Raw genomic sequence first — 11,377 nt, 5'->3', positions numbered from 1 at the left:
GCAGGCTCCTCGATCCGCTTCTACTACGAGGACGCGCACAAGCCGGCGAGCCCGCAGCCCCCGACCACGGTCCCGACGGCCCTGGCGATGTCCGCGTTAGAACGCGCCTTACCACTCACGACAACTCGCACCGGGCGTGACTAAAGGGCCATGGCGGCCGGGCGGGCGCTAGTCCGACGGGCCCCGCAGGGTCAGCACCACGCGCAGCACGTACTCGACCGCCGTGCGGAACGCCGGGCCGCGCAGTTCTCCGCGGTCCGCCAGGTTCCTCGCCGCGAACTCCAGCTCCCGCTCCTGCCCGCCCCGGCGGACCAGCAGCGCCGCGATCTCCTCGAAGTCGAGGTCCGGGTGGTCCAGGCGCGTCAGGGCGAACTCGATGATCAGTTCTTCCGCCGTCACACGCACCCCTTCCCGTCCTTCCAGCGTACTCGTGACCGGTCTCACCAGCGTTACTGTACCGTCCAGACGGTATAGTAAGTCGCATGACCACCACTCGGCCCACCTCCGCCCGGACGTTGAGCCCGCGTCGCCGCTGGGCTGCGCTGGGGGTGCTCGTCGGGGCCGTGCTGCTGCTCGCCATCGACGGCACCGTGCTCTACCTCGCCGTGCCGTCGCTCACCCGGGAACTCGCGCCGACCGCCACCGAAATCCTGTGGATCGGCGACGTCTACTCCCTCGCGCTGGCCGGCCTGCTCGTCACCGCCGGGAACCTCGCCGACCGGTTCGGGCGCAAGAGGGTCCTGCTCCTCGGCACCGCCGCCTTCGGGCTCGCCTCCGTCCTCGCCGCCTTCTCCCCCACCGCCGGCGTGCTGATCCTCGCGCGGCTGCTGCTCGGCGTCGCCGGGGCGACGATCATGCCGTCGACGCTGTCGCTCATCCGGACGCTCTTCGCCGACCCGCGCGAGCGCACCCGCGCCGTCGCGATCTGGTCGGCCGGGTCCGGCGGCGGCATCGCGCTGGGCCCGCTCGTCGGCGGGATGCTGCTGGAGCACTACTGGTGGGGCTCGGTGTTCCTGATCAACGTGCCGGTCGTCGTCCTGTTCCTGCTCGCGGGCGCCTGGCTGCTGCCGGAGTCGCGCGACCCGAACCCGGGACGGTTCGACCTGCTCTCGGCAGGGCTCTCGCTCGCCGCGATCGTGCCGCTGGTGTACGCGGTCAAGCACGCCGTCAGCACCGGCCTCGACGCGCAGGTCGCCGTCGCCGCCGGGATTGGGCTGGTCTCCGGTGTCCTGTTCCTGCGGCGACAGCGGCGGGCGGCCGCGCCGCTGATCGACGTCACGCTGTTCCGCAACGGCGCCTTCAGCGGCGCTGTCCTGGCGAACTTCATCGCCGTCTTCGCGCTGATGGGCCTGCTGTTCTTCTTCTCGCAGTACCTCCAGCTCGTCCGCGGCTTCTCGCCGCTGCAGGCCGGGTTCGCGGAGATGCCGGCGACGCTGGCCTCGATCGCCGTCGTGGCCGCCGTCGGCGGGGTCGTCGCCCGGCTCGGGCGGGGCCGGGCCGTCGCGGCCGGGCTCGCCGTGGCCGCGGCCGGGCTGGCGCTCGTCGCCCTCGCCGAACCGGCGCCGCAGTACCTGTGGCTGGGCCTGACGCTGGTGCCGGTCGGGCTCGGCGTCGGGCTGGCGCTGACGCTGACCGTCGACTCGGTGCTGTCGGCCGTCCCGCGGGACAAGGCCGGTTCGGCGTCGGCGATCTCCGAGACCGCCTACGAACTCGGGGCGGCGCTGGGCATCGCGATCCTCGGCTCGGTCGTCACGATCGCCTACCGAGGCTTCCTGCCGGCGGGCCCGCTCCCCGCCGAGGCCCGCGATTCCCTCGCCGGCGCGGTCCTCGCCGGCGACCCGGGGATCGTCCAGGCCGCCCAGAACGCCTTCACCGGAGCCATGCAGGTGACGGCGCTCGCGGCGGCCGCCGTCACCGCCCTCGCCGCGGTGATCGCCTGGCGTACCATTCCGTCCGGAAAGGACTTCCCAATGGGGATTGTCAAGTCACGCAGCCACCGGGATCGGGGGTGAAGCGTGGGAGGGGGAGTCGTCGCGGAGCATGGCCCACAAGACGTTGAGGCGCCGACGGGCGAGGCAGAGCAGCGCCTGTTCGTGTCGTTTTCCCTCGGCCCGTTTGCGCTGGTAATAAGCCTTGGAGGCGGGGCAGGCCGGCAAGATGGCCATGGCGGCGAGGTAACAGGCTCGCAGCAGCCCGCGGTGATAGCGGCGAGGCCGTCGCAGGTTGCCGTGCGTGCGGCCGGAGTCGCGGGGCACCGGCGCGAGCCCGGCGTAGCCGGCGAGACGGTCTGCCGAGCCGAACGCAGTCATCTCGCCACCGGTGGCGGCGAGGAACTCCGCAGCGAGGGTGGGCCCGAAGCCGGGCAAGGTGAGCATCACTTCAGCGTGGCGATGCCGGCGAAATCGCTCGTCGATCATCGCGTCGATCTCGGCGATTTCGGTGTTGAGCGCGATCACCCCCTTGGCCAGCCGCTCGACCATCGCCGCGGCAAGGTCCTGCCCGGGCAGCGTGGTCTGCTGCGCATCGGCAGCCTTGATCGCGAGGTGCGCGACGGTGCCTGCGTTGCGGGCCTTGCGGTGGTGCAGCCAGTGGGCCAGGCGCTGCTCGCCCAGCCGGCGGATCGCATCGGGGGTCTTGTAGCCGGTGAGCAGCAGCAGGTGTCCTTTGCGGGACAGGTCAAGGCTGCGTTCCAGAGCGGGAAAGTACTCCAGCAGCTGGTGACGGATCCGGTTGATCTGACGGGTGCGGTCGCAGACCAGGTCGGTGCGCCGGTTGGTCAGGATCCGCAGATCGACGGCGAGCTCGTCCCCCGGCCGGAGCGGGCCGAGATCGCGGCGGATGCGGGCCTGGTCGGCGATGACGAACGCATCCTTGGCATCGGTTTTGCCTTCCCCCCGGTAGGTTCCGGCGGCACGATGGACTTTCAGCCCGGTGATATAGACCAGCGGCTGATCGTGGTTGACCAACAGCCCGATCAGCAGTGCCGCACCGCCGCAGTTCAGATCGATCGCCCACAGTGCGTCGGCGTCGATCGCGAGAACGTCGGCCATCAGGGCCAGCAGCTCGGCCTCGTCATTGCGGACTCGCCGGGACAACAACCGCTCACCGCTGTCGTCGATCACCACGCAGTGGTGGTGTTCCTTTCCGATGTCCACGCCGGCCCAGATCCGGGGCACGACCACCTCCAACGCTCGAACTCCGCAGTTCACCCACAGACGACCACGCCGTCACCGTCCTACACAGCGATCACATCGCGTATCCCAATCAGCGGTCGTGCCGTCACGGGAGCCCGGGCGGCCAAGTCCTTTCAGCCTTCACCACCGGCGTGACCATGCAAGCCATACCCGAGCCCCAGGGCCCACCGATCCTACGAATGACCAGTTCAGACCCAACAAAGAAGAAAGGACTGAGCATGCCGCGCAAGGCCGGGCGCAGCCCGGAGGAAACCCGCCGGGCGCTGCTCGACGCCGCCGCGGCGGTGATCCGCGCCCGCGGTGTCTCGGCGTCGCTCGACGACATCGCCCGGGCGGCCGGGGTGTCGAAAGGCGGCCTGCTGTACCACTTCCCGGCCAAGGACGCGCTCGTGCGCACGCTCGCGCAGGACCTCCTGGACGCCTACCGCGCGGAGGTGCGGGCGGCGCTCGACCCGGCCGACACGGCGCCGGGACGGCTGACGCGCGCGTACGTCCGGGCGTCGCTGGACACCTCCCAGGACGAGGTCGCGATCCGCGAGAACATCGCCCTGATCGCGCAGCTGATGGCGATCCCGGAGGTCGCCGAGCTCGCCCGCGCGGACGCCGGGCGGTGGGAGCGCGAACTGCACGCCGACGGCCTCCCGGACCACGTCGTCACCCTGGTGGTCGCGGCGGCCGACGGCGCGAGCACGGCCCCGCTGTGGGGCGTCGGCATCGACGTGGCCGCCGCGCGGAAGCTCGAACAGCAGCTCATCGAGTTGACGTACGGCGGTTGAGGCGGTTGTCAACCCGTCGATAGTGTTGGTAAATCACCACTGGCCGACCCTACGTTAGTCGGCTCCCGCGGTCGTCGCTTCCGGGTAAATTTTCGACAGCGCGCGCAATTCCGGCAAATCCCCGTCCCCACGAGGAGTCTTCCGATGTCGAGGAAGTTCGCCCTGGCCGGCGCCGCCGCGCTTGCCCTGAGCCTGACCCCGCTCGCCGCCGGCACCGCGTCGGCCGCCACGGACCAGGAAGCGGCCGTCACCACGGTCTACTACAGCACCGCCAGCGCACCGACGTTCCGCTCGGTGATCAACGCCGGTGCCGCCAACTGGAACAACAGCGTCACCAACGTCCGGCTGGTCGAGCGCAACTCCGGTGCCAGCCTGCGCTACACCGAAGGCAACGACCCCCGCGGGTCCTACGCCTCCACCAACGGGCACGGCAGCGGCACCATCTTCATCGACTACACCCAGGCCCGCCAGTACAGCCCGACCCGCATCGCGGCGCACGAGACCGGGCACGCCCTCGGGCTGCCCGACCACTACTCGGGCCCGTGCTCGGAGCTGATGTCGGGTGGCGGCCCCGGCCCGTCCTGCACCAACGCCTACCCGAACGCGACCGAGCGTTCGCGGGTGAACCAGCTGTGGGCCAACGGTCTCGTCGCGACGAACGACCAGCGCGTCTTCCAGACGGTTTACGGCTACTGATCGGTCCGCGCGCCGGTGGCCCCCGGGTCACCGGCGCGCGCCGGACCGTCTTCGGCCACGACGTCCTCGGCGAGCTGCCAGCCGCCGCGGCGGCGCAGGACCACGCCGTAGTACGCCGCCGCCAGCAGGATGATCCCCGCCGTGACGATCAGGCTGGGCCGGCCCACCGCCGGGTCCAGCAGGTTCTGGTAGACCACGAACACCAGCACGGCCAGCGCGAGCAGCGGCGCCACCGGGAACCACGGCATCCGGTACTTCGCGTGTGCTGTCACGCCCGTGCGCCGTCCGTTGATCGCGCCCACGCACAGCGCCGCGTACACCACCACGATCGACGTGCTGGTGACCACGAGCAGCAGCTGCGGGTCGACATAGCAGAGCAAGGCCGCGACGATCCCCGTCCCGGCCGTGGCCACCCACGGCGTCCCGAAGCGCGGGTGCACCGCCGCCAGCGCCCGGTTGACCGCACCCGGCCAGGCCCGGTCGCGGCCGCTGCTGAACACCAGCCGGGAACTGATCAGCACGATCGCCAGCACGGCGTTCATGATCGCCAGCGCGACCGCGAGGCTCAGGACCGTGTCCAGGGTGCCGCCGCCGCGGGCGGTGATGAACGCCGACAGCATGTTCTCCGCGCCGAACAGCTGCCCGAGGTCGGGCGCGCCGAGCAGCACCGCCGTCACCGGGACGAGCTCGGCGACCACCGTGACGGCCAGCGCGAGCAGGATGGCGCGGGCGATGCCGCGCGAGGCGTCCTGGGTTTCCTCGCCGAAGTAGACCGCCGAGCCGTAGCCGTTGTAGGCGAACATCGCCACGGCCACCGCGATCGCGATGGCACCGACGGTCGCCGGGCGGCCGTCGGCGGCCACCGGGTGCAGCAGCAGGTCGGTGACCGGCCGCGCCGGGTGCAGCAGGCCGAGCGCGCTCACCACGACCAGCGCGAGCAGCTCGATGGCCAGGAAGACGCCGGTGACCCAGGCGTTCAGCTTGATGTCGAACACCCCGACCACGGCGGCCAGCACGCACGTCACCGCGGCGACCGTCGGCCCGGGCAGGCCGGGCCACAGCACCCCCAGGTAGGTGCCGACCCCGAGGGCGATCACGGCGACGATCAGCACCTGCGTGATGATCATCAAGCCCAGCACGGCGAAGCCCGGCAGCCGGCCGAGGGTGCGCGCGACGATCGCGTATTCGCCGCCCGCCACCGGGAACGCCGAGGCGAGTTCGGCGTAGACGAACGCCATGAAGACGCCGACGACCGCGGCGGCGGCGAAGCTGAGGAACGCGCCGGTGCCGGCGCCGGTGAGCACGCCCGGCGCGATGATGAACACCGACGAGGCGGGGCTGATCGCCGACAGCGTGATGAGCAGGGTGCCGAGGGTCCGCAGGCCGCGGCGGAGCGCAGGGGTGGTCATCGGGCCTCCAGTTCTTTGAAGCTCCTTCGATAAACCAGGTGACCACGGATCAAAGGCTTGTCAGACGGCGAAGTCAAGTACTTGCTTTTTTCGAAGATCCTTCGAAGAATGCTCGGCATGGCACGACCGAGCAAGGCGCCCGAGCGGCGGGCCGAGCTGATCGCGGTGGCGCGGCGCGCCGTCGTCGAGCGCGGGGTCCTCAACCTGAAGCTGCGGGACATCGCCGACGGCGCCGGGCTGTCGTCGGGTTCGGTGCTCTACTACTTCCCCACCCTGGCCGACCTGCTGCGGGAGGTGCAGCGCGAAGCCGTCGAACGCTTCTGCACCCAGCGGGAGGAGGCCGCCCGCGGCGGCACGCCGTCCGAGCGGCTGCTCGCCACGATCCGCAGCGGCCTGCCGGCCGGCCCGGACGACGAACTGTGCGTGCTGCTCTACGAACTCGGCACGATCGCCCGCCGCGACCCGGCCTACGCCGCCCGGCACGTCGCGCTGTACGAGCGGCAGGTCCGGATCTACACCGGCATCCTGGAGGCCGGCGCCGCGACCGGCGAGTTCACCCTGACCGCCGACGTCGTCGCGATCGCCCGCAACCTCGTCGCCCTCGAAGACGGCTACGGCCTGCACCTCACCCAGGCCGTGCCGACCCTGGAGGCGGCCACCGCCGAAGCGATGCTGCTGTCCTACGCCCGCACCGCCTGCACCCTGGAGGACCGGCCATGACCCGTGCCCGCGACCTGGGCATCGCGCTGCCCGGCCGGCCCGGCACGCACAACGCGCTCACCGACGTGCCGGGGGTCGAAATCGGCTACAGGACGCTGGTCGAGGGCGAGTCGGTGCGCACCGGCGTCACCGCGGTTCTCCCCCGCGGCCGCGACGGCTTCGCCGTGCCGTGCGCCGCCGGGACGTCGTCGCTCAACGGCAACGGCGAGATGACCGGCACCGCGTGGCTCGCCGAGACCGGGTCGCTGACCCTGCCGGTGCTGATCACCACCACGCACGCCGTCGGGCCGTGCCACCGGGGCGTGGTCGACTGGGTGGTGCGCGAGCGCCCCGACGTGGCGGCGGAGTGGCTGCTGCCGGTGGTCGCCGAGACGTGGGACGGCTACCTCAACGACACCACCGCCCCGGCCATCCACAGTGGACACGCGGTGGCGGCGATCGACGCGGCCCGCCCGGGCCCGGCCGCCGAAGGTTCGGTCGGCGGCGGCACCGGGATGACCTGCTACGGCTTCAAGGGCGGCACCGGAACGGCGTCCCGGACCGTCGCGCACGGCGCCGACGAGTACACCGTGGGCGTGCTGGTGCAGGCCAACTTCGGCAGCCGGCGGGAACTGACGGTCGCGGGCTCGCCCGTGGGCCTCGAACTGGCCGCGGACGACCCGATGGCGGAGTGGGCGCCCGCCCCGGCCGGCGCGGGCTCGGTGATCGTCGTCGTGGGCACGGACGCGCCCCTGCTGCCGGGCCAGTGCACGGCGCTCGCCCGCCGCGTCCCGCTGGGCCTGGCCCGCACGGGCACGACGGGTTCGCACTTCTCCGGTGACCTGTTCCTCGCCTTCAGCACGGCGAACCCGGGCGCGCTCACGAGCACGTTCCCCCGCACGGCCGACGCCGAGTACGAGAGCCTGCGGTTCGTGCCGTGGGGCCGAATCGACCCGTTCTTCGAGGCGGTGGTCCAGGCGGTGGAGGAAGCGGTGCTCAACGCCCTGGTGGCCGGCCGCGCAACGACCGGCCACCGGGGGCGCCGGGTACCCGGGCTCCCGCACGCGCACTGGCTCGGCTGAGCCCGGCCGGTCAGCCGACGACGATCCGGTCGAGGTCGGGCGCCCAGCCGGACGGGTTGCCGAGCCGGATCGTGTTCCCGCCCGCGGCGAGGGGCAGCGGCACCTGCACCGAGCCGACCGCGTCCCAGCCGCCGGTGCTCGGCGTGGCGACCGAGACCGCGGCCCCGTCGTTGACGCTGACCGTCAACGACCGGGCCTCACCGGAGGCGTAATAGATCGTCACGGGATGCGTGCCCGCGGTCGAGTTCGCGGACAGCTGCAGGTAGTTCGCCGCACCACCACCCACGTAGCCGACCACGGCACCACCGGACGCACCCGGCGAACTCCGCACCGCGGCCTGACCGGCGAGAGTGCCCGCTTCGGCCTCGTACGACGCCCCCGGTGCCGTCCCGCCGTCCTGGGCCCGCCACGCGTCGTTGGCGTGCAGGACGGAGAACGTCATCGACGGGCAGTCGAACCGGCTGCCGGCCGGTGGGGCTGCCAGCGAGGAGTTGGCCGGGCTCGCCGGTACCCACGCGCCGCCCTGCTGGACCTTCACGTCGGTCGCCTCGATCGTCCTACCCTGCAGGTCCCGGCAGTAGTACCCGGCGCCGGTCGACGGGTTCACCGTCGTGTAGATCTCGAAGAAGTCCCACGTGGAGCCGGGGATGTCCTTCGTGCCCGTGCTCGTGTAGAAGACGTCCCACGCGCCCGTGACGTAGTTGCGCAGGTACGCCGTCCAGGTGTTCGCCGTCGTCGATGTCCGGTGCTCGTCCATCGTGTAGCTGCGGCGGCCGTTCACCACCGTGGTGTAGGTGGCCTGGAACGCCGCGTTCAGGTCGACGATCTTGCCGACCGTGTCGCGGCCGCCGCACCAGTCCCAGGCCCACAGCTTGGGTCCGCTCGGCGTGTACGCCGTGGTCAGTTCGAGGCACGCGTTGCCGGGTGGCAGCGCGGTCGGTGCGTAGACGTAGTCGCCGCCGGTGGTGGTGACGTCCAGCACCGTGTGCGTCGCCTGCAGGCCGGTGCTCGCGGTGTCGGCGAAGAACGTGCCCCACGCGTCGTGCAGGTCGGCCGCCCGGGCGATCCGGGCCTCGGTCAGGGCGCGGAACCGCACGGCGGCGTCGCCCGCCGCGCGTTCGGCCGCGGGGCCGGTGAGTCCCGGCACCACGCCACCGGCCGCCGACGCACTATCCACAAGGGACAGGAACAGGGTGGTGACGAGCAGCAGTGTCCTCATGGCCGTCACCCCACGACGATCCGGTCGAGGTCGGGCGCCCAGCCCGACGGGTTGCCGATCCGGAGGGTGTTCGCGCCCGCCGCCAGGGTCAGCGACACCTGCACCGAACCGACCGTGTCCCAGCCGCCCGTGCTCGGGGTGGCCACCGAGACCGCCGCCCCGCCGTTGACACTCACCGTCAACGACCGGGCCTCACCCGAGGCGTAATAGATCGTCACCGGATGCGTGCCTGCCGTCGAGTTCACCGACAGCTGCAGGTAGTTCGCCGCACCGCCACCCACGTACCCGACCAGAGCACCACCGGACGCACCGGACGAACTCCGCACCGCCGCCTGACCGGCCAGGGTGCCCGCCTCGGCCTCGTACGAAGTCCCGGTCGGCGGCGAGCCGGTCAGCCGCCAGTACACCGTGTACCGCTGGTGGTGCGTGGCGTAGAACGGCTGCAGCGTGACCGCGCCCGTGCTCGCCGTTCCGGTGAAGCGCAACGGGTTCGCGGGATCCTGGGTCAGCGTCCCGGTCTGCAACGTCGGCAGCGCGCCGAGGTTCGTCGAGCCGTACTGCCCCGCCAGCACGATCGCGCCGTACTTGGCCGCGCCGACACCGCCGTCGTCGTTCGTGCGGGGGAAGGTCAGGGACGCCGGGACCGACACGTCGACGACGTCGCCGGCCGCCCACGTCCGGTCGATCGTGAAGTAGGACCCCGGTGCCGGGGTGCCCTGGGCGACGCCGTTGACCTTCACCACCGCCCCGGACGTCCACTTCGGAATGCGGAGCTTCAGCGCGATGTGGCCGGCGCCGCCGATCGTCAGCTTCGTCCCGGACGACGCCGGGAACGTCGTGTCCTGCCGGACCGTGATCCCGCGGCCCGGCCAGGTCAGCACCGAGGCGATGAACAGGTTGACGTACAGCGTCTCGCCGCTGAAGAAGTACACGCTGTCGGCGAACTTCGTCTGCGACTCCATGCCGGTGCCGTGGTCGCAGGTGAAGTCGTCGTAGTCGTTGGCGTAGGTCTTGATCCCGCCCGCGCGCAGCGGCGTGTAGTACGTGACGAACCCGTGACTGGAGCTCGGATCCTGCTCGCCGAGGATCTGGTTGAACAGCGCGAGCTCGTAGTAGTCCATGTACTCGGCCACCGGGTTGGTGAAGAACAGCTGCCGGGTCAGCTTGAGCATGTTGTAGGTGTTGCAGACTTCGCAGGTGTTGTCCGACAGCTGGCTCGCGATCGCGTCCGGGGTCTGGAAGTACTCGCCGTTGGAGTTGCCGCCGATCACGTACGTGTGGTGGTCGAGGACGATCCGCCAGAAGTTGACCGCGATGTCGCGGTAGCGGGTCGTGCCGGTGGCGTGGTACTCGCGGATCGCGCCGAGGATCTTCGGGATCTGGGTGTTGGCGTGGAACCCGGAGAGCCGGTCCTGGTTCGCGGCCAGCGGGTCGAGGATCTGGGCGTGGTCGAACCGCTGGGCGGTGGCGAGGTGGTTCGCGTCGCCCGTCACCTGGTAGAGGTTGGTGAGGACCTCGGGCATGCCGCCGAACTCCGTGCGCAGCGCGGCCTGCATCTGCGCGGTGGAGAGCGGATCGGTGCGGGCCTTCGCCCAGGCCGCCTTGCGCAGCAGGACGTCGAGGGCCTGCTGGTTGCCGGTGAGCAGGTACTGGTCGAGCAGGCCCGCCATGATCTTGTGCAGCGTGTAGTAGGGCGCCCAGACGGACTGGCCGCTCTCCAGGCGGTCGAAGAAGTTCTCCGGGAACGCCGAGAGGTAACCGGCGTGGAAGCCGCGTCCCGGCGAGGCCGCCTGGCACGCGGCCAGGGCGTTGACCAGGTAGTCGCCCTTGGTCTGGTAGGCGGTGTCGCCGGTGTTGGCGTACGCCTGCGCCAGCCCGGACAGCAGGTGGCCGGTCGAGTGGCCGCGCAGTTCCGTCGTGGGGCTTTCCCAGCCGCCGCAGGGCTGGGCCGAGCTGGCCAGGCCGGCGTTGGTGCGGAACGTGTGCAGCAGGCGGTCGGCGTCGACGAACCGGAAGTACGCCAGCTGCCGGTTCATGTTGTCGAGGAACGGCCCGGCCTGCAGCCGCACCGCGCCGAGCGGGAAGGGGAACACCGAGACGCCGGTGTCGGGACGGCCGGCGGCCGCGGCGGTCCCGGCGAAGGCCGGGGCCAGGGCCGCGCTCGCCGAGAGGGCGCCCACGGCCTTGAGCAGCAGACGGCGGTCGAAAGCGGGTTCGTGCATCATCATGCCTTTCCGAGCGCCCGGCCGGTCGTGGGCGAGCTGAAGTCCGACGTCCCGCAGCCGTACGAGTCTCTGACGGT

The 11,377-nt window shown here is 71.4% G+C and carries 10 protein-coding genes; 5 read left to right on the top strand and 5 right to left on the bottom strand.

Annotated features, from left to right (window positions below; genetic code table 11):
* Positions 1–168 precede the first annotated feature (168 nt).
* The gene (locus ABZW17_RS46165) at positions 169–399 is read right to left on the bottom strand and encodes a hypothetical protein (protein ID WP_354829224.1); all 231 of its coding nucleotides are present in this window, start codon (positions 397–399) and stop codon (positions 169–171) included.
* 83 nt (positions 400–482) lie between these two features.
* Between ABZW17_RS46165 and ABZW17_RS46160 the strand changes: the two genes are divergently transcribed.
* A complete protein-coding gene (locus ABZW17_RS46160; RefSeq protein WP_354829222.1) occupies positions 483–2,012 on the top strand; it encodes an MFS transporter in 1,530 nt (509 codons plus the stop codon).
* Here ABZW17_RS46160 and ABZW17_RS46155 read toward each other — a convergent pair.
* Positions 1,986–3,182: an IS110 family transposase gene (locus ABZW17_RS46155; RefSeq protein WP_354829227.1), complete on the bottom strand. Its 1,197-nt coding sequence runs from the start codon at positions 3,180–3,182 to the stop codon at positions 1,986–1,988. The genes ABZW17_RS46160 and ABZW17_RS46155 overlap by 27 nt on opposite strands.
* Before the next feature lie 230 nt (positions 3,183–3,412).
* Here ABZW17_RS46155 and ABZW17_RS46150 point away from each other — a divergent pair, with 230 nt between their 5' ends.
* Together ABZW17_RS46150 and ABZW17_RS46145 are read left to right on the top strand one after the other, a co-directional pair.
* Positions 3,413–3,970, top strand: a complete 558-nt coding sequence (locus ABZW17_RS46150) for a TetR family transcriptional regulator (protein ID WP_354829220.1) — start codon at positions 3,413–3,415, stop codon at positions 3,968–3,970.
* A gap of 144 nt (positions 3,971–4,114) precedes the next feature.
* Positions 4,115–4,666 (top strand): snapalysin family zinc-dependent metalloprotease, encoded by a 552-nt coding sequence (locus ABZW17_RS46145; RefSeq protein ID WP_354829218.1) that lies wholly within the window; start codon positions 4,115–4,117, stop codon positions 4,664–4,666.
* On the opposite strand, the gene ABZW17_RS46140 is transcribed toward ABZW17_RS46145, so the two are convergent.
* On the bottom strand, positions 4,660–6,075 hold the full coding sequence (locus tag ABZW17_RS46140) for an APC family permease (RefSeq protein ID WP_354829216.1): 1,416 nt from the start codon (positions 6,073–6,075) through the stop codon (positions 4,660–4,662). The genes ABZW17_RS46145 and ABZW17_RS46140 overlap by 7 nt on opposite strands.
* Positions 6,076–6,192: 117 nt before the next feature.
* On the opposite strand from ABZW17_RS46140, the gene ABZW17_RS46135 reads away from it, so the two are divergent.
* Together ABZW17_RS46135 and ABZW17_RS46130 are read left to right on the top strand one after the other, a co-directional pair.
* Positions 6,193–6,795, top strand: a complete 603-nt coding sequence (locus ABZW17_RS46135; protein ID WP_354829213.1) for a TetR/AcrR family transcriptional regulator — start codon at positions 6,193–6,195, stop codon at positions 6,793–6,795.
* Positions 6,792–7,856, top strand: coding sequence for a P1 family peptidase (locus tag ABZW17_RS46130; protein ID WP_354829211.1), 1,065 nt, complete (start codon positions 6,792–6,794; stop codon positions 7,854–7,856). Before ABZW17_RS46135 ends, ABZW17_RS46130 begins: the two co-directional genes overlap by 4 nt.
* A gap of 10 nt (positions 7,857–7,866) precedes the next feature.
* On the opposite strand, the gene ABZW17_RS46125 is transcribed toward ABZW17_RS46130, so the two are convergent.
* Both ABZW17_RS46125 and ABZW17_RS46120 read right to left on the bottom strand, forming a co-directional pair.
* Entirely contained in the window at positions 7,867–9,075 is a 1,209-nt protein-coding gene (locus tag ABZW17_RS46125; RefSeq protein ID WP_354829209.1) for a hypothetical protein, read from the bottom strand.
* A gap of 5 nt (positions 9,076–9,080) precedes the next feature.
* Positions 9,081–11,297, bottom strand: coding sequence for a beta-L-arabinofuranosidase domain-containing protein (locus tag ABZW17_RS46120; protein WP_354829206.1), 2,217 nt, complete (start codon positions 11,295–11,297; stop codon positions 9,081–9,083).
* Positions 11,298–11,377: the final 80 nt, after the last annotated feature.

The organism is Amycolatopsis sp. NPDC004625 (assembly GCF_040609695.1).
Classification (GTDB): domain Bacteria; phylum Actinomycetota; class Actinomycetes; order Mycobacteriales; family Pseudonocardiaceae; genus Amycolatopsis.
The sequence above is the reverse complement of the archived record's forward strand: the minus strand, read 5'-3'. Positions and strand labels throughout refer to the sequence as shown.

What these genes read in the sequence shown, in the direction of transcription:
- ABZW17_RS46120 (WP_354829206.1), bottom strand. Translation starts at nt 11,297, where the DNA reads ATGCACGAACCCGCTTTCGACCGCCGTCTGCTGCTCAAGGCCGTGGGC.
- ABZW17_RS46160 (WP_354829222.1), top strand. Translation starts at nt 483, where the DNA reads ATGACCACCACTCGGCCCACCTCCGCCCGGACGTTGAGCCCGCGTCGC.
- ABZW17_RS46135 (WP_354829213.1), top strand. Translation starts at nt 6,193, where the DNA reads ATGGCACGACCGAGCAAGGCGCCCGAGCGGCGGGCCGAGCTGATCGCG.
- ABZW17_RS46140 (WP_354829216.1), bottom strand. Translation starts at nt 6,075, where the DNA reads ATGACCACCCCTGCGCTCCGCCGCGGCCTGCGGACCCTCGGCACCCTG.
- ABZW17_RS46150 (WP_354829220.1), top strand. Translation starts at nt 3,413, where the DNA reads ATGCCGCGCAAGGCCGGGCGCAGCCCGGAGGAAACCCGCCGGGCGCTG.
- ABZW17_RS46145 (WP_354829218.1), top strand. Translation starts at nt 4,115, where the DNA reads ATGTCGAGGAAGTTCGCCCTGGCCGGCGCCGCCGCGCTTGCCCTGAGC.
- ABZW17_RS46125 (WP_354829209.1), bottom strand. Translation starts at nt 9,075, where the DNA reads ATGAGGACACTGCTGCTCGTCACCACCCTGTTCCTGTCCCTTGTGGAT.
- ABZW17_RS46130 (WP_354829211.1), top strand. Translation starts at nt 6,792, where the DNA reads ATGACCCGTGCCCGCGACCTGGGCATCGCGCTGCCCGGCCGGCCCGGC.